The sequence below is a fragment of the bacterium genome (assembly GCA_022616075.1).
Classification (GTDB): Bacteria; Acidobacteriota; HRBIN11; order JAKEFK01; family JAKEFK01; genus JAKEFK01.
In genome coordinates, this window is record JAKEFK010000107.1 from 1 (window position 1) to 17,789 (window position 17,789).

Annotated in this window: 20 protein-coding genes; 7 read left to right on the forward strand and 13 right to left on the reverse strand. The window is 48.4% G+C overall.

What is annotated here, in order from left to right:
- From L0156_09000 to L0156_09020, 5 genes are all read left to right on the forward strand, one after another.
- A partial coding sequence (locus L0156_09000; protein ID MCI0603139.1) for a UDP-3-O-acyl-N-acetylglucosamine deacetylase occupies positions 1–324 on the forward strand: 324 nt, incomplete at its 5' end.
- A gap of 38 nt (positions 325–362) precedes the next feature.
- Complete coding sequence (locus L0156_09005) at positions 363–1,628, forward strand: Glu/Leu/Phe/Val dehydrogenase (protein ID MCI0603140.1); 1,266 nt, start codon at positions 363–365, stop codon at positions 1,626–1,628.
- A gap of 66 nt (positions 1,629–1,694) precedes the next feature.
- Positions 1,695–2,072 (forward strand): STAS domain-containing protein, encoded by a 378-nt coding sequence (locus L0156_09010; protein ID MCI0603141.1) that lies wholly within the window; start codon positions 1,695–1,697, stop codon positions 2,070–2,072.
- Positions 2,073–2,424: 352 nt separating this feature from the next.
- Positions 2,425–2,574: a lmo0937 family membrane protein gene (locus L0156_09015; GenBank protein MCI0603142.1), complete on the forward strand. Its 150-nt coding sequence runs from the start codon at positions 2,425–2,427 to the stop codon at positions 2,572–2,574.
- Between the two features lie 28 nt (positions 2,575–2,602).
- Entirely contained in the window at positions 2,603–3,028 is a 426-nt protein-coding gene (locus L0156_09020; protein ID MCI0603143.1) for a CBS domain-containing protein, read from the forward strand.
- Positions 3,029–3,122: 94 nt separating this feature from the next.
- Here the strand turns inward: L0156_09020 and L0156_09025 are convergent, their stop codons facing one another.
- Positions 3,123–3,425: a helix-turn-helix domain-containing protein gene (locus L0156_09025; protein MCI0603144.1), complete on the reverse strand. Its 303-nt coding sequence runs from the start codon at positions 3,423–3,425 to the stop codon at positions 3,123–3,125.
- 66 nt (positions 3,426–3,491) lie between these two features.
- Between L0156_09025 and L0156_09030 the strand changes: the two genes are divergently transcribed.
- Together L0156_09030 and L0156_09035 are read left to right on the forward strand one after the other, a co-directional pair.
- Positions 3,492–3,950: a RidA family protein gene (locus L0156_09030; GenBank protein ID MCI0603145.1), complete on the forward strand. Its 459-nt coding sequence runs from the start codon at positions 3,492–3,494 to the stop codon at positions 3,948–3,950.
- Positions 3,947–4,912, forward strand: coding sequence for an NADPH:quinone reductase (locus L0156_09035; GenBank protein MCI0603146.1), 966 nt, complete (start codon positions 3,947–3,949; stop codon positions 4,910–4,912). The genes L0156_09030 and L0156_09035 overlap by 4 nt, the downstream gene beginning before the upstream one ends.
- A 180-nt stretch (positions 4,913–5,092) precedes the next feature.
- Here L0156_09035 and L0156_09040 read toward each other — a convergent pair whose 3' ends face one another.
- The 12 genes from L0156_09040 to L0156_09095 form a co-directional block, all read right to left on the reverse strand.
- Positions 5,093–6,403, reverse strand: coding sequence for a hypothetical protein (locus L0156_09040; protein ID MCI0603147.1), 1,311 nt, complete (start codon positions 6,401–6,403; stop codon positions 5,093–5,095).
- Positions 6,404–6,466: 63 nt separating this feature from the next.
- Complete coding sequence (locus tag L0156_09045) at positions 6,467–7,120, reverse strand: response regulator transcription factor (protein MCI0603148.1); 654 nt, start codon at positions 7,118–7,120, stop codon at positions 6,467–6,469.
- 152 nt (positions 7,121–7,272) lie between these two features.
- On the reverse strand, positions 7,273–7,725 hold the full coding sequence (locus tag L0156_09050; GenBank protein ID MCI0603149.1) for a hypothetical protein: 453 nt from the start codon (positions 7,723–7,725) through the stop codon (positions 7,273–7,275).
- Positions 7,726–7,914: 189 nt separating this feature from the next.
- Complete coding sequence (locus tag L0156_09055) at positions 7,915–8,547, reverse strand: response regulator transcription factor (GenBank protein ID MCI0603150.1); 633 nt, start codon at positions 8,545–8,547, stop codon at positions 7,915–7,917.
- 6 nt (positions 8,548–8,553) lie between these two features.
- The gene (locus L0156_09060) at positions 8,554–10,548 is read right to left on the reverse strand and encodes a PAS domain S-box protein (GenBank protein MCI0603151.1); all 1,995 of its coding nucleotides are present in this window, start codon (positions 10,546–10,548) and stop codon (positions 8,554–8,556) included.
- Positions 10,549–10,668: 120 nt separating this feature from the next.
- Positions 10,669–11,106, reverse strand: coding sequence for a BON domain-containing protein (locus L0156_09065; GenBank protein ID MCI0603152.1), 438 nt, complete (start codon positions 11,104–11,106; stop codon positions 10,669–10,671).
- A 111-nt stretch (positions 11,107–11,217) separates the two neighbouring features.
- The gene (locus L0156_09070) at positions 11,218–11,643 is read right to left on the reverse strand and encodes a YtxH domain-containing protein (GenBank protein MCI0603153.1); all 426 of its coding nucleotides are present in this window, start codon (positions 11,641–11,643) and stop codon (positions 11,218–11,220) included.
- Positions 11,640–11,945 carry a hypothetical protein gene (locus L0156_09075; GenBank protein ID MCI0603154.1) on the reverse strand — a complete coding sequence of 102 codons (306 nt, stop codon included), beginning with the start codon at positions 11,943–11,945 and terminating at the stop codon, positions 11,640–11,642. Before L0156_09075 ends, L0156_09070 begins: the two co-directional genes overlap by 4 nt.
- A 30-nt stretch (positions 11,946–11,975) precedes the next feature.
- Positions 11,976–12,422 carry a PA2169 family four-helix-bundle protein gene (locus L0156_09080; GenBank protein ID MCI0603155.1) on the reverse strand — a complete coding sequence of 149 codons (447 nt, stop codon included), beginning with the start codon at positions 12,420–12,422 and terminating at the stop codon, positions 11,976–11,978.
- A gap of 366 nt (positions 12,423–12,788) precedes the next feature.
- On the reverse strand, positions 12,789–13,481 hold the full coding sequence (locus tag L0156_09085; GenBank protein ID MCI0603156.1) for a BON domain-containing protein: 693 nt from the start codon (positions 13,479–13,481) through the stop codon (positions 12,789–12,791).
- Positions 13,482–13,727: 246 nt separating this feature from the next.
- Positions 13,728–16,889, reverse strand: a complete 3,162-nt coding sequence (locus L0156_09090) for a cyclic nucleotide-binding domain-containing protein (GenBank protein MCI0603157.1) — start codon at positions 16,887–16,889, stop codon at positions 13,728–13,730.
- Positions 16,889–17,782, reverse strand: coding sequence for a metallophosphoesterase (locus L0156_09095; GenBank protein MCI0603158.1), 894 nt, complete (start codon positions 17,780–17,782; stop codon positions 16,889–16,891). The genes L0156_09090 and L0156_09095 overlap by 1 nt, the downstream gene beginning before the upstream one ends.
- Between the last annotated feature and the right edge of the window lie 7 nt (positions 17,783–17,789).

Here is a 17,789-nt window from a genome sequence, read left to right on the forward strand (position 1 = left end):
ATCGAGCTGATGCGCGCCAAGAATCTTGCTCTGGGAGGCTCACTTGAGAATGCAGTGGTGTTGACCGAGCATGGCATTCTCAATGAGCATTTGCGTTTTCCTGATGAGTTTGTGCGGCATAAAATCATGGATTTAGTCGGCGACCTGGCTTTATTGAATTACAGGTTGCTGGGTCATTTCGTGGCGTATAAGGCGGGACATCATCTTCATTCCGAGCTTGTATCTAAAATATTAGAACAAACCGCGAAATGGGATCTGGTTTTGTGGAAGAACAAAGTTCGGCACTTTCCAAAATTCCGCGTTCCGATCCCAGCCGCAATTTAATGAACCGCCAAGCCGCCAAGACCGCCAAGCTGTAAGAAATGATATTAGAGCCAACGGACACAGATCATAGTCTCTACGAATCGACGATGGCGCGTTTTGATCGCGCTGCGCAGCTGCTGGATATCGACCGCGGACTCTACAAGATTATTCGTTATCCGATGCGCGAAGTGACGGTCTATCTTCCCGTTCAGATGGATGATGGACGTGTAGAAGTATTCACGGGTTACCGGGTCCAGCACAGCATTGCTCGCGGACCTGCGAAAGGGGGTATCCGGTTTTCGCCCGATGTGAATCTGGATGAAGTACGCGCTCTGGCGGCGTGGATGACGATGAAATGTGCGGTGGTAAACATACCTTTTGGTGGCGCAAAAGGTGGCGTTAAGTGTGATCCGCACGTCTTGTCTGAGCGCGAACTCGAAAAAATCACGCGCCGCTACACAGCAGAAATTCTTGAGATTCTGGGACCGGAAAAAGATGTTCCTGCTCCCGATATGAATACGAATGAACGTGTGATGGCTTGGATCATGGATACCTACAGCATGCATGCGCGCCAGACTGTGACCGCGGTTGTCACTGGCAAACCAGCGAGTCTTGGTGGCTCGAAAGGGCGCCGGGAAGCCACAGGACGTGGTGTGATGATCATGTGTCAACAGGCTTCCAAATGGTTGGGGTTCGAACTTGCGCAATCCAGAGTTGTTGTTCAGGGTTTTGGAAACGTCGGCAGTGTATCAGCGATGCTTCTTGACCGCTTGGGTTGCAAAATCGTAGGTGTTTCAGATATTCAGGGCGGCATCTATAACGAAAAAGGTCTGGACATAAAGGCTGTTTTAGAACACATTCAGCAAAAGCGTTTTCTGAAAGGTTATCCGGGAGGCCAGGAAATCGATAATCAGGCGCTTTTAGAGCTTCCCTGTGATATTTTGATTCCGGCTGCCCTTGAAGATCAAATCACATCGACAAACGCGGCAAGAATTCAGGCGAAAGTGATTTGCGAGGGCGCCAACGGTCCAACTTCGGTTGAAGGTGAAAAGATTTTAGATGAAAGGGGTATTATTGTAATTCCAGACATCTTGGCAAACGCCGGCGGTGTCACCGTTTCTTATTTTGAATGGGTGCAGGACCGAATGGGATACTTCTGGCGTGAAGATGTCGTGAATGAACGGTTAGAGGATGTTCTGGTTCCCAGCTTTCAGGAAGTCGTGGATTATTCCAAACGTTTTCACGTGAATTTGCGAACTGCTGCTTATATGCTCGGGATCCAGCGTGTGGTTGACACAATAAAAATGCGCGGAATTTACGCATGATCTAGTGACCAATAACTAGCCACTGGACACTAGTCACTGGCCACTCACGACCGAAGGGAGTGTGACATGGCACTAAAAATTCAAGACCTTTCGCGGCCCGAAGCCGGAATGTACAAATTTGCTGTCGAAGGCAGATTGGATGGCACTACATCAGGAGAATTGGAATCAACTTTGCGGCCTGTCCTGGCCCAGAACCCGAAAACACTTGTTTTGGATATGGCAGGACTCGACTTTATTAGTAGCGCGGGTATCAGAACTTTGATTGAGACACAAAAAGTAATGTCGGCAAACAAGGGTTCCGTTCTACTGGTAAATTTGCAACCTCAAATTCTGAAAGTTCTAGAAATCATTAAAGCTCTGCCGGGAATAACGGTTTTTCGGAGCGTTCAGGAAATGGACTACTATCTCGCGGCCATCCAGCGAAAAATAAAGTCAGGGGAATAAACGTTCGCGTTCAATTTCTCGATCCAACTGCCCGGGGTGGATTTCTCGATCGATCTGAGGATCGAAAGGTCTTTTGGGTTCTCTGTAGGGCTCCCGTTCAGATTGATCGATAGGCTTTGACGGATTCTGTCTCTCTTTCTCTGATCTCTTACGTGGATCTTCCATCATCTTCATCCCTCCTGCACTAAGTTTAATTCCACTCACGCGAACTGCGCCGTCGAGATCAGTAGAGAATTCGTAGCGTTTCGGTTGACTAAGGAGAAGCAAAAAAAGCTACAGGATTCTTCCCGTTCCATGAATTCCTTTTATGCTCCAGGTTCGTTACTTTGAAACATGTTTGGAGGTAAAAACTATGCTTTGGACAATCTTCGTTGTCTTGTTAGTGTTATGGCTGCTCGGTATGGTGAGTTCATATACTCTGGGCGGTTTCATTCATATCCTGTTAATTCTGGCAATAGCGGTCGTTTTGATTCGAGTGATTCAAGGGCGCCGACCTATTTAGGGCCGGTTCTTTTCCTTGGAGGTGTGAAATGCGTTTGAAGTGCGGTGAGATCATGACCAGCGACCCGGTCTGCTGTGGTCCTGATGATACTGTGAAAAAGGCAGCTGAGCTCATGAAGGCAGAGGATGTCGGACCTTTGCCGGTTGTAGAAATTGAATCAGGCCGACTCGTTGGAATCGTAACAGACCGGGATCTTGTTCTAAATGTTCTTGCGCGGGGACTCGAAGCATCCACTACTAAAGTATCTGAAGCGATGACTCTCGATCCTGTTTGTTGCAAGGAAGAAGAGCCATTAGAGAATGCTCTCGAAAAGATGAGCACATATCAAGTGCGGCGTCTTCCTGTCGTGGACAATCAGGGCCTGATTGTGGGAATCATTGCCCAGGCGGATATCGCCACAAGGATCGAAGATCCTGAAGTGGCGGGTGAAGTCGTCCAAGAAGTTTCCAAGTAAAATTTGCCACACTCAAAAGTGGAACAACCTGGTCCGCATTGCGCTGGCCAGGTTGAATCCACCATTCCTAATAATCGATTACGATGCACGATTATCAGATTTTGGCTACGATCAGTCGCTTGATTGTTTTGATTGCGGTCTCATCACGTTTGTAGAAGGTCCATTGTTTGATCCGCTTGGCGCGAAGGAAGCCGGCCTGTGACAGGATCTTCAGATGCTCGCTTGCTGTGGGGGGGCTGACACCAAGCTTATCAGCAATCAAAACGCCGCAGACTCCATCTTTGACCAGGTCACCATCGACCTGGGGTGGAAAGTGCGTTCGCGGATTTTTAAGCCACTCCAGGATCTGGAGGCGTCGTTCGCTGGCAAGTGCACGCAACGCAATCTCTGTATGCATGTTGACAATTAGCTAATTCCCTAATTATAATGCCGGAACTGGTATTCAATTTCAAGAGGGAAAAATATGTCTGTTTATAACAAGTTGAAAGAGCTTAAGATTACCCTTCCGCCTGTGACGCAGCCTGTAGCTGCATTTGTGCTGTTCGTGCGTTCCGGCAATCTCCTCTTTTTATCAGGTCATATCGCTAAACAAGACGGCAAGCCGTTAAGCGGAAAGTTGGGTTCTGAAATATCGCTGGAGCAGGGCAAGGAAGCAGCTCGCAACATTGCGATCGATTTACTTGGGACGCTGCATGCAGCAACCGGCGATCTGAATCAGATTAAACGGATTGTAAAGCTGATGGTTCTGGTGAACAGCGCACCATCGTTTACGGAGCAGCATCTTGTTGCCAATGGAGCATCGGAGCTTTTTGCTGAAGTATTCGGAGATGCAGGAGCTCATGCGCGAAGCGCTTTTGGCGTAGCTCAGGTCCCGTTTGGTTCGTGTCTGGAAATTGAATTGATTGCGGAGGTTCAGTCATGAAAGCGATTCGTGTTCGGGAATTTGGCGGACCTGATAAGTTACAGCTGGAAGAATGCGAAGATTTGCATCCGGGGCCGGGTGAAGTTCTGGTCAGGATCCATGCAGCAGGGGTCAATCCTGTTGATACTTATATTCGCTCCGGCGCATATGCGAGAAAGCCGAATCTCCCCTATACGCCTGGATCCGATGGCGCCGGAGTGGTGATTGCGGTTGGAGAAAAAGTTGAACGGTTTCAGAAGGGCGATCGCATCTATGTTGCGGGTAGTGTAACAGGCACGTACGCGGAACAGGCAATTTGCCGCGAATCGCAGATCCACCGGCTTCCGGAAAACGTGACATATCTGCAAGGAGCGGCAGTGGGTGTGCCGTACTGTACGGCGTATCGAGCTTTATTTCAAAAAGCAAAAGCGCGGCCGGTTGAATCGATATTGATTCATGGCGCTAGCGGGGGAGTTGGAATTGCCGCGGTTCAGCTTGCCCGGAGTTGGGGTATGAACGTAATCGGAACAGGAGGAACAGATCGGGGACGCGCTTTAATCAAGGAGCACGGCGCCCATCATGATCTCGACCACACGGCAGCCGAAATGCCTGAACAGGTGATGAAGATCACGGGCGGTCGGGGAGTCGATATCATTCTGGAAATGCTAGCAAACAAAAATCTGGGCCATGATTTATCAATGCTTGCACAAAACGGCCGAGTGGTGGTGATCGGTAATCGCGGGACGATAGAGATTAACCCGCGTGATGCGATGTCGCGCGAGGCCATGATCATTGGAATGATTCTGTTTAACACTCCTGAACGGGAAATGGCCGAGATCCATGCAGCGCTGGGAGCTGCGCTCGAAAGTGGCGTTGCGCGTCCCGTGATCGGTCGCGAACTTCCGTTATCAAACGCTGCTCAGGCTCATGAGATCGCGATGCAACCTGGTAGTTATGGCAAAATCGTTCTCGTTCCAATCTAAACGTAAATTAAACTGCCAAGTCGCCAAAGAACGCCAAGATACGAAAATTAAAATTCTCATTTGACCTTGGCGACTTGGCGTCTTTGCGGTTTATCTGAAATGTAATGGTAGGTAGCTCCAGCTTGCCGGCAGGCATTGGCCTGCCGGCGAGTGGAGCGCTTCTTGGAGCGGAAATATTCCCTAATCGAGTCCGAACTGGAATCTCAGTCCGGTCCAGATCATGTAGTTGTTTCCGATATCGTCGAGATCATCAAAGAATATCCTGCCTTGATTTAGCCAGGTTACTCTTACAGAGGATCCTTCAGTCAGATGGACCCCAAACTGACCAAGGATGGATCCGTCCCGACCTAGATCATCTGTGATATCCCAAACACCGACCCCGCCGCCGATCATCGCTCGAGACCAGTGATAGTTAAACTCAACTTCCGCGAAGATGCTGGCTCTATCAAGAACTTCATCTTCATCGTCATCTGCAATGATCCTGACACCAGCTGCGGGGGCGATTTCAAATTGTTCCGTTACGTAGAAACCGTATCCGCCTTCAATTCCCACAAGGGAATCGCATCCGGAGTTGAATTCTTCATTCACTCGGCGTTGTTTTCCGAAGAAACCAGATACGAACGGACCCCATTGAGCTGCTTCACGGATGATATCGGTTGCTGCATCGCAAACCGCGCCATTCTCCGCTGTGAGTCTTGCAGTGTAATGACCCTCTTCACAAAGGCGCAGCGTAACCGCTTCGTTTGCATTCAATCGAGCTGGTACATCTACACCTGCTAAAGGAGCACCATCACGTTGGACTTCCAACGCTCCGGCAACATCGCTCCGCAGTTCCACAGTCGTGCATCTGCCGGTTTCCACTGTGGTCATCGTCAACACACAAGCTGGCGGCGGCGGTGGTGGCGGCGGTGGCGGTGGTTCAGGTGGAGGTGGCGGTTCGGGCGGGGCAGGAGCCGGCCTTACATCGAGCAACAGAATGTTGCCGCATACTTTGGGAGCCGCGAATGTGTAAATGTTATCGCCTAATTTTGCTTCAAACTGATAAGCTTCAGCAGGCCTGGTACCGACATAGCGCGCCGGACCAACGACTTTGACTCGCCCGCCGCGGCGCCCCGCAACCCATTTGATTTCGGTTCCAGAGGTGATCGTTGTTTCACTCACATCGCCGCGTATGGCACTCAAAATGTCCGATTCGTAATTTTCCAGACATGCCTGTCTCAGCACTTCCCGGAAATCACGAAGAAATTTATCTTGCGAGAATAACGCAACAAAATTTTCTTCACTGGAGATCGGCCCAACCAATGATGTGCTTCTGTGACCAAATGACTGGATCAACCGCGTGCGCTGCCCCGGAGGCTGATCGCAAATCCTTGTAGCCGTTTGGCCAAACCCAGGCGAAGCGAGGAACAACAGAAAGATGAACCAAGAAAGAAGGAATAAAGCTCCCAGTTTCCTGGAAGTTTTTCCTTTGTTTTGCACCGTGAAATTCATGGTTTTTCCTCCAATAACTGTCACAAAGAACTATCGCTGCAACTGGCGCAGAGTATTTGAATGTTATTCAACCAGTTGATGTTGAAGCGCATATCTGATTAACTCCGCTTCTTTTGTCATTTTCATTTTGCTCAGCATTCTGCCCCTGTACGTATTAATTGTGTTTACACTTAAGGAAAGCTCCGCGGCAATTTCCTTCGTCGTTTTGCCCATTCCGATCATGCAAAGCACCTGATATTCCCTTTCTGATAACAATTCATGAGGCGCTGCTCCGGCATCATTTTCAAGATTCGACGCTAACTTTTCTGCCAGCGAGGGACTTACGTATTTTCCCATGTGAACAACTTTTCGAAGAGCAGTCACGAGTTCTTCAGCAGCAACATCCTTTGTTATGTATCCAGCAGCGCCTGCTTTTAATGCTCGAGTTGCAAATCGATCCTCAGGGTGGATCGTTAGAATCAGTACGGGCAGATTGGGGTGTTCTCTCTTCAAATCTTTCAGCACTTCCAAGCCATTCTTTCCCGGCATCGATATATCCAGAACCACTACATCAAGATCCAGATTGTTGACTTGTTCCACAACTTCATTACCATTTCGAGCTTCCCCCACTACAACAATGTCAGCCGCTGTTCTCAGAATTTTTTTTAAACCTTCGCGCACCAATTCATGATCATCGGCAATAAGAACTTTAATGGAACTCGTGGCTTCGGTATGCATTTGTATCTCGGTGTCATACGCATATTATGTAGGCCTGAACATGACAGCATATCGAAGAGAACGGAAAATTATTGTAGTGGTCATACGACGGCATGTAGTGAATTTTACGACAAGAATTAAAAAGGCGGTAATGCTTCGGGATTCAACCTGTATTAGCGGTTGACTGATAGCTGTGTGGTTGGCGGCTGATGTTCGATTTGGTCGATCAGTATTTGGAAGCGAGCTTGATAACGTCTCGTAAAGGAGTCATATTTTGGCGCGCCTGTAAGTTTGTACGTTCCTGTTACCGTTCCATTGGAGGGACAACAGTGCGGATCCCCCTGTTGTGCAAGCCAAAATTCGAATTTCATCCGGCCGTCCTTATAGAAGAATTCCTTTTCTCCTCCTGTGATGACCACTTCATGCGATTTGGCGAGGTTCTCATAAACTTCCGAGGCTTGCTGAAATTCTACAGAATGCACCGAGCTGTCCGGCGCAAACCATAGAAACTGATCTAAAACGAAACCGCCCGAGCCATTCGGCTCGGTTGATATATTCAGAAACTGATAACTGGACGCGTTGAAGAGAACTGGTTTACTGAATGTCTCTCCGGGTTCGGATTCCATTTTGTGAGCGAGTTGATAACTCCGGGCTTTTTTTACCCAGAATAGAAGAATTTCGCGTGGTTGTCTTTTTGTTCCGATGTCATAACGGCAGGCAAGTATTTCTACAGTCCCCGGCGTGAAAGTGTAAGATTCTTTCAGAACTGACCGGCTATCGAACAGCGTTTCGCTTATTTGTGACAGGGGAAAGTACTAGTCGATCAGTTGATTTTGAATAGCATACCGGATGAGTTCTGCGTCCGTTTTCATGTTCATTTTCTGGAGGATCCTGGCTCGATATGTATTCACCGTACTCATGCTGAGGTAAAGCTCCTCCGAAATCTGTCTGACGGTCTTGCCGCCGGCGATCAAGCAGAGCACTTGATATTCCCGATCGGAAAGCTCTTCATGAGGCGGTCTTTCTGTATCGGCTTCGAGGTTGAATGCTAATTTCTCCGCCAGCGCAGCGCTGACATGCTTCCTACCTTGAATCACTTTGCGAATGGCTTTGATTAACTCCTCCGCCGCGCTTTCCTTAGTAACGTAACCGGCAGCACCGGCTTTCAAAGCTCTCACAGCAAAACGGTCTTCGGGATGCATACTCAAGATCAAAATGGGAAGCTTTGGATAATCCAGCTTAATGTCCTTCAAAAGTTCCAGACCGCTTTTTCCGGGTAATGAAATATCCAGCACGACAACATCCAATTCATTACTCTTGATGGCCTGAATCACTTCGCGGGCATCAGCGGCTTCAGCAACGACCACCATTTCCGGGGCCGTTTTAAGAATCTTTTTTAGTCCTTCCCGGATCAAGACATGATCATCAGCAATCAGTATTCTTACCATATCATTTTAGCGGTTTTCGGAAAGAGGGATTTCAACTCGCACTGTGGTGCCTTTCCCTGGTGAGCCTATCATCGAAAGAGTCCCTCCCAGCAACAAAACTCTTTCTCGCATTCCTAAAATACCAAAGGAGCCGGCCTTTCGTGTTTCCTCTTCCGTGATTCCTCTCCCGTTGTCTTTCACTTCTAGAATAATGGACTCTGTGCTATCAATCAACTTCACCTGCAGCGCTGTGGCTTGCGCATGGCGATTCACATTCGTTAGTGTTTCCTGCAAAATTCGGAATAAAGCAGTTACTCCTTCCTGATTTAAAGGTGAATTCTGAAGAGTGGAATAAAAACTCGTTTTGATTCCGGTGCGAGTTCGAAACTCCTGGATTTGCCATTCCAAAGCAGAGGATAGATCCAGATGATCCAGCACTTCCGGTCTTAGCTCAGTTATGATTCGACGAACCGACCGGATGGTATCATCGACCAGATGAGACATGGTTCCCAGCTCCTGTAGAATCTGTTGGCGCGGCGCGGTGTCTGAAGATTCCATCAGATTCTGGTTTAGCAGGGATAACTCCATTCTCAACGCGCTCAGAACCTGTCCTAAATCATCATGGACTTCGCGAGCGATCTTAATCCGTTCCTGTTCGCGCACAAATTGCAAGTGTGCAGACAAAGCGCGAAGACGTTCACGAGATTGTTTGATTTCATCTTCCGCTTTTTTCCGATCAAAAACGCGTCCCAACTGTGTTCCCACCAATTCCATTCCCTGAATCATTTCTACGTCTGTTTCTTCCGAAGCGCCAGAAAAGAATTCCAGAACCGCTGCCACTTCTGTTCCCTTTAAAACAGGCATGGCGAAGGCCGTTTTTAAACCGCATTTGACTGCCGCCGATGCCCTGGAAAAATTGGGTAAGGTGGTAACATCTTTGATCCAGATCGATTTCTTATCTCGAATAACAAGACCTGGAAGGCTTTCTTCAGGAAGGCTTGTCCCGCTGGTAATCGATTGGAAATTCTTAAAGCATTCTTCGTCTTTAACCGACCATATCGAAGTCGAAACTGTCTTTCCCTCTTCCGGAAGATAAACATGACCGATGGGCCAGCCTGTATAGGAACAGATCCGGTCCAGCGCGTAACGCATTGCATCTTCAGGACTCACCGCTTCATTGGATGCGATCGCAATTTCTTGAATCAGCTGAACAAGCGCGTTTTTCTTTTGCAGTGCTTCTTCCGCTCTTTTCCGTTTCGTGATATCTCTGATGATGGCGGCGAATATTGGTTTTCCGCGAAACATCCAGACCGCTAAAGACAATTCCAGCGGAAATTCAGAACCATCGGCCCGGATTCCTCCTACTTCGACAGTTTTACCAAGAAGACGGCTTTCGCCTCCTTCCCGTAGTTGTTTGATCGTGGCGTGATAAGCTTCGCGATAAGGTTCAGCCAGAAGAGCATCAAATGGCCGGTTTGCAATTTCTTCCGAGTGGCCAAAAATTTCTTGAGCGGCGCGATTCCAGGAAAGAACTTCCAGGTTCGAACCGATGAATACGATAGCGTCATTCGCCGATTCGAGCACGGAACGGAGCTTTGCATCCGACTCAAACAAATCTTCTTCTTTGCGTTTCCGCTGTGCGATATCTTTACCAAACATGATTACTCTCGCTTCACTACCGTTCTTGCTGATCGGGTAAGCGTTACACTCCAATAGCGTTTCCTGTCCCGTTTTGGAACGCAGTCGGACTTCTACGGGCGATGGCTGTTCATTCTCATTCGCCTTGCCGATCAGTTCCCGAAAACGTGTCACGTCAGCCGGATGCAGGAGGCCTTCGAACCGTTTGCCAATCCACTCGGTGCGTTCCCAACCAGTCCACTTCTCAAAAGCCTGATTCGCACTAACAATCTGTCCCTCGGCCGTAAGGGTACAAACCAGATCCTGCGCACCCTCGAAAAGGTCGCTATACTCTCGGGATTCTCCCGGACTATACGAAAATTGGTGCTGGTTTGGCGTGTTCATGGAGAAATTCTACAGTAAATAGTAGTCCGGAGTCGTCCGCATTCAAGGGATTCAACGCAGAGAACGCTCAAAGGTATCACATCGAGTGGACCCTCCGCGTTCTCTGCAGTGAATTAGATGTTATTGAGTTTTTTCAATGATCAGATTTGAGCGAACGTTTTTCACTCCGCTTACTTCCTGGGCCAACTCAACAGCGCGGATTGCTTCTTCCTTGCTGGCAACCGTTCCGTTTAACGTGACCAGGCCGTTGCTCGTATCCACATCAATATGGGATGCCGAAACGAGCTCGTCGTTAACGAACTTCATTTTGATAGCCGCAGTGATGCTGCCATCTTGAACTTCTTCACCAGCTTCTTCCGCTGTTTCTTTTACCGCCTGGCCCACATCCTCTGCTTTGTCACCAACTTCTTCAGCCACGTCTTCAGTCTTATCTCCTACTTCTTCTGCTACTTCTTCCGTTCCTTCCTTTACAGCCTCGCCGGTGTTCTTTGCTGTGCTACAGGCAAAAGAAAATCCGAACATGATGCCTAGAATCAAGGTCAAAATCATAGTTTTCATTTTTTTCTCCTTTGTAACGACCGCGCAAGAGAGTCTTTGCGTTGCGCGTCTACGCGTCTGTCCCGTCCGTTGACCCGCAGACGAGTCGACGCGCTAACGCGAAGACGATCTTCAATGGGAAGCGAGTAGTGCTCTGGTAAAGAATCCCAGGCTCAGTGTGCGTAGAAGAGCACCCACGAATCCAGGCCTACCTGCTCCGTAGAGTGCCAGCGCTCCTGCAGTGGCGCCCGTTAACCTCGCAGATGGATTCCAACCGGTATGACCGTTTTTTGCATAGTCGTACACCGAATGCCCCAATTGGCTGGCGTACTTTTGACTTTGCTGACTGAAAGAATCCGCAAACGGTTTGCTCTGTTTACGGATCTCGCTGATCAAGGGTTTGCTTCGATCTGCCAGATCACTGCAGTAGTCTCCAGCTTGATCGAACACATTCTTGAAATTCTTGGTGAAAAGCGCCCGGCGTTTTTTCCCTTTTTTCGAGTCAAGAAAATAAACACCGGCTGCTCCCAGTCCTACTAAAAACAGTGTTGTTTTCATTGTTCCACCCTTGCAATGTATTTTTCCAAATGTTTTGTGGGTCTTAGCACTTGCAAGTCCACGCTTGTTTGGCGGGATTCGTTGATAATCGTTTTTTTGACTTCGATGGAATTGTCCTCGCTGCCTAAGTGTGCTTCCATGTGGTATCGTTCGTTTTTCCAGTTTCTATATTCACGACTCCAGAATTTGACGAAGCAATTTTCGCCGCACACGTATACAATTTGCCCATTTACTTCGAATTCTCGCTCTGCAATTAACGAACATGGTGCTACGTCACAAAGTGTCATTGTGATCTTTGCCATGGTTCCTCCGTGGTTGCCATAGAAATGGACTTACACAACAAATTCATTGCTAAACAGTTCCAGCGCGCTGATGAAGTAATAGGCTTTTTTGATATCCGAATATTGATGTGCGAGAACTGTCTCGACGTCCCAAGGTATTCGTTTCGAAAGGGCGTTTTTATAAACTCGCAGCATCGCCCCTTCAGCGCGCTCACACGCGTGAATAATTTCTTCCTGATTTCCGTCTTGAATGGCTTGATAGATCTCTTTCCATGAATCTATCGGAGGATCCGCCCGAAAATCGTGGTCGGAGTGAAACCATATTTCTCCCCGTAATTCTTCCGCGAATTCCCTGCGCTGATCCGCATAGCTTTTCAACAGTTCCCGCGTTGTGTTTCCTTCCATTGCTTCGGCCGCCGCGCGATAACCAACCTCGCTGGTCCGGCAAACAGTAAATAGACCCTTTAACATGCCGATGATCTCTTGTTTGGTTTCCATAACAGACTGAATACTAAGCTTCCTTAGACGGGGGTGCTGTCAGGAGTGGAATAGGATTGTTGTAGAACCACAAAGAGAGAAGTCAGAGAGTCTATTACGTTCTCGACGATAGAATTCACCACGGAGGCACGGAGCGCACGGAGGAACGATTTATTAGATGTTTTATTTCTCAGTGTTCTCCGTGAGTCCGTGGTGAAATAAAAAGGGGCAGACTTTCTGGGTCTGCCCCATTTTTTTCAGAAAGGGGAGCAAAGCGTCTTCGCGTTGGCGCGTCGACGCGTCTCCGCGTCAACTGACGCGACAGACACGTTGACGCGCAACGCAAAGACGATCTTTTGCTGCAGTTCAGGATGATGAGGAGTCCGTTTAATTATGTATTTTTAAATTAGAATCCACTGCAGCTACATCCTCCACACTTTTTGCAATCTTGACCGCTCTTTGAGCTTCTGCATTGCTCGAAACTGTTCCGGTTAAGGTCACGCGGCGATCCTTTGTATCTACGTCAATGTCCGCGGCTTGAACGAGTTTGTCTTTTGCTAATTTCCATTTGATCTGAGCAGTGATGGCGGCATCACTACCAACGTCACCGGCCTCTTTTACGCCGGTTTCAATGGCATCTTCTGCGTCCTCTATTGCGTCTTCTGCTTTGTCCCCCAGCTCAGCGGTTTTCTCTTTCAGATCAGACTTGGTATCTTCGAGATCACTATGAGCGGTATCCGTTTTCAAGTACGAATGCACCAGCCGCACTCCCTCAGCGGATTTAGCCAGTTCCATAGCGCGATCCGCTTCGCTTTGAGTTACAACTGTCCCGCGAAGAGTCACGATCCCGTTTTCTGTCTCTACCTCAACGTGTCTGGCTGCGACATTTTCGTCCATCATGAGCTTTGCTTTTACTGAAGCAGTGATTTCCGCGTCGGCCATATCAATCGTGTCTTCTGTCGTTGCCGGCTGCTCCGCTTCCTTTTCGTTATAGGCCTGGTCAGTGCTTTTGTTGCATCCGATGGCGATCAAGCTTGCCAACGATAATACAAGTATTAAAAATCCAAACTTCTTACTCATCCTACTTCCTCCTAAATATTTGTGATTTGCGCCAACCCCAAAGACTACTTCCCGGATTCTCCTTTCTGTATCGATAGTTGCTGGATTGGGCCGTCACGCAGGGTACAAAGAAGGGGTGGTCCTCGGCGCTACCAGGACTCCAAACCCCTCGTTGTAATGAATGGAATGACGTGCATTTGGTTGGAAACATGCCCCATTCAAAGTTCCATAGGGTTCAAGAAGTTTAAAGCGCTCAAAGTGTTTTTACTAAGCACCTTTAACCTCTTCAACCTTTTCACTTTTAACACTTAGCTTGTCCGTGAGATTTTCAATCTGTTGCACAAGGACTTCTATGATTCCGTGACATACCGGAGTGTAATCTTCCATAATTTCCCACAATGTATCCCCCTGGATCCTGAGGCATTGCGATTTTTCAATGGCAACAGTGGTGGACATCCGATTCTTGTTGCTTAAGACTTCCAGCGTTCCAAAACTTTCTCCCTGCACAACCGTGCAGATCGATTCCCCGCCGCGCAGTAATTCCACACTGCCGCGGATCAAGTTAAAAATCTCTTGTGCGGGATCCCCTTCCTTGTAGATAACATGGTCTGCTTCAAATTCCACTTCCGTTGCTCCTTCGCTAAGAAGAAGAAGTTCCGATGGGGAAAGTCTTGAAAACAGATCGATTTTGGAGAGATTTTCCATTTTTTCGATCGTCGTCATTGGCCGCTTCTCTTTATTCTCCATACTTTCAAATCTCCTGTGTAATGTCTCCTCAATCAAGGGATTTTGCAGCTCATCCTGCAGTTTTTGGATCGCCGGCCCCCACTGCTCAAATTCTTTTTCATCGATTTCCGGAATTGCTGCCGAAATCAGCAAAGGATCTTTTTCCTCCAGCACCGAAGTGAATGCATGGATACGATCTGACCTGCCATTTTCCGGAGGCAATTCGTCTTCGACATTTTCCAGCATTGGGAGCAACCGGTCCCGCAATTCAGGTGGCAGCGTTTGTTCGATGAATTCCAGCGCCGCATCTCGCTTGCGGCTGTCTCCGCTGATCCAGCCGTGGTAGGCATGGTATACCGCGTCCCAAGGTAGAATCAGGCCCAATGCGCGAAAAACGCGTTCATAGGTCCAAACGATCCTTTGTTTGAAAAGCGTTGACATCAGTCGATCCTGTTGGGGTTGGAACTGCAAAGCGCGCTTCACATCCGATTCTAATAGCGATATCTCCCGGTAAATGAGGGGCAGAAGAGCAGGGTGATCTGACTTCAGGATTCCATTTTTGCGAAAATAGTTCAGTGTTTTCAAAGCTGAAAAACGGAGCGAAATACTGGGATCTCTGGCCACCTTAAGCACTGAATCCAGGATGGCAACTCCACCAACATCTGCTGCAATTTTCAAACTAAGTTTTCTGCGTGGAATCGATTCACCTGGATTCAAAATGATTTCCTCCAGGTAAGGAATCAGCATTTTGCCGAACTTTGCCAGGGTTGCGCGCACGTCTGCTTTGAGCGCCGGGACGCGTGTAAGTTTTAGTAGAATTGGAATCAAAATTTGCGGTTTCGTGTAACCGAGGCTCCGTAAAGCAGCCTTCCTGACTTCAAGCGCTGAATTCGACAGCAGACGTTTGTAAATGCTCACGGTGAAATCGTTTGGAGCCACAAATTGAATGACATGGGCAATTTCCTGGAGAGCAATTTCCTGTCCTTCTTCTTCGGCTCTCTTGAATAATCTCTCCAGTTCTTCACGTTCGGTTTCCGAACCTGCTTTCAGTCCTGGCGCGCATGTCGCGATGCGCACAGCCAGGTCTTCATCTTTCTGAAACTTATTCACAAATTGCCTGGGAGAACGGGACCTCACGCAAACATAATGAATCGCTTCCGCGCGAACCTTCGGATCCGGATCGGTCGTCAAGCGTTTCACCTTGTATCGCATATCAGCCTTTTGAAAAAACAGAAGGTGAAGCGTTTTCAAACGCACTTTCGGATCGGGGCTGTCTATGGAGGTCAGATAGCGGCCAATCCAATTTTTCTCGCTTGCCTCCAGTAGATCCAGAATGCTCAATACGGTATCTTTCTTTGCGTTGCGCAACAGGGCGGGAAGCATGCGATAGAACTCGTTTGACAGTAGATTTTCGCGGACCGTTTCCAGGTCCACTTCTTCTCTGCGCAATTCTTCCCGAAGCAATTTCGGATACTTTTGCAATCCCAGCCACAGTGCGCAAACAAACCAGAGAAAGGTCAACCCCATGTTAAAGACTGTTAAAGTCGTGAGTGGCAGATTGCCGCCGGTAAAAAGCCAGATCAACACCAGACAACCGATGAGTTCCGCCGCGCGGTTTCCGATCGTTTCTACTAATGATTTCAATCTAATTTTTTGATGGGCAGGGATCGCCATCAGTAGCGCTTCAAACGAGGAACGGTCCAGCGAATGTCGCAGCAACTCTTCGGATCCCCTCAAGGTCACCATGGCGGCAAAACTTTTACGCCAGTACACAGCGGAGCTACCCAGTAACAACAGCAAAGGCATGGCAGCCATGCCGGCTGCCAATCCCAGACGTTTTAACAGAAAAGGTGTGATAAACAGTTGAAAAATGAAGCTCGCAACGCCCAGCACAGCATAAAAGGATCCAATAAAATAACCGAGGGCTTTTTCCGTCTGGTATTCACGCTGGGTGTAAGCCTTAAACTGAAAATCAAGAAAAGTAGATACGATGGTGCTGATGGCAAGGATCACCAATAACAGCAAAGCATACCTGATCCTTCTCTTTGTCTTATCGCGTGTCGCTGGAGTTGCGGGTGGTGTGGATTCTGTCAGCGAACCGGAGGCGGCAGGACAGGAGAAGAATGCCACCGCAATCAACATCGCGGCGCAGGGAAATAGCGATTGCAGTCCCCACTCTTCCACCAGAGTGCGCGCAAGCATGCCGCCTGCTATGCCTCCCAGGATCGCCCCGCCTCCGATGAATCCGAGGGTTCGTTTTGCCTGCCTTGCGGATAACTGAGTTGAAACCAGGGACCACCCCTGCACTGTGATGATCGTGCCATACACTCCGATCCAGACGTAAAAAGTAGTTGGTTTCACATGAATGTGTCCCGGCAAGCCTTCCCAGACAAGAAGGACCGACACAAAAAACAGGAGCAAGGCAGCTTGAAGAAGCCGGCGAAGCGAAACGAATTTGTAAATGTGCAAGAGTGAAAAAGCCACGGCTGAGCTGACTACCGTATTCCATGCCATGTACCGTGGAAGTAGACGCGCAGGATAGATACTCAAGAACAGAGCGTCACGAATCGTTTTTAAGACAATAAATGCGGCAATGATGAAAAACAAAAGGAGAGCGCCCCTGATCGCGGGCTTCTTCGCATGGAAGATCTTATTCTTTGACGCGTTGTTAAAATATGAATTGAAAGCATAGTCTTGCGCCATTATGATTCCGAATTTACAGGAATCGATCCCGTATCGAACGGAGCGCCGGTGGGGGGTACCGCCCAGAAGTTGAGCGTATCGGGATGCGCCTCGATGTAAAGAAAATGATAAGACTCCACAGCTTCCGCTGTTTTATCATCTTTGATTGGCGTTTTTAAGCTTCGACCACCGCCACCTGACACAAAGTGAATTACGCCACTCTGAGGCTTCATTCGTGCATAAAAGTGGTTATGACCGGCAAAAGTTACCTTGACGCCGGCGGCCGTCAGCACATTTTCAATTCGCGACCGGATTTCTACATCGTCTTCATGCTTCCCCGGAGGTGTATAGATGGGGTGATGAAAGAAAGGGATTTTCCAGATTGCCTCTTCCTCCGCCAGTGTTCTTCCGAGCCAGGCAACCTGATCAGGATCGTTGTCCAGACTTGTGGAATTCAAAGCTATAAATGAAATTAAAGGACGTCCATCAATTTGAATTTCAGGTGTGAAGGAATAATAGCCGCGCTTTCCAAGAATATTAAAACGAGAGCGATCCGTAATTTCTTCACGACCGGAACTTGTCTCCAGATCATGATTGCCCAGAACCGCATAAAATTTCACGCCTCGTTTTATGAGCGGCTCATAATACTGGTCGAAACGTTCTCTGAACAATAGATGGCTGCCGCCTCTCTTCCGGCTGTCCCTGCCATAAATATTGTCACCTAGCATCAACACGGTAGTGTACGGTTTTTCGAGATGCCACTGCAGCATTCTGATCGCAACGGCTTCTTGACCGGAGCATCCACATCCAGTGTCTCCTACGACAACGAAAGCGAATGATTTTTCATCTTCCGCTCCGAGTTGAAAAACAATTGAAAAAAGGAGGATGGCAATTAAAAGTTTTGATCTGCGCATAACTCTC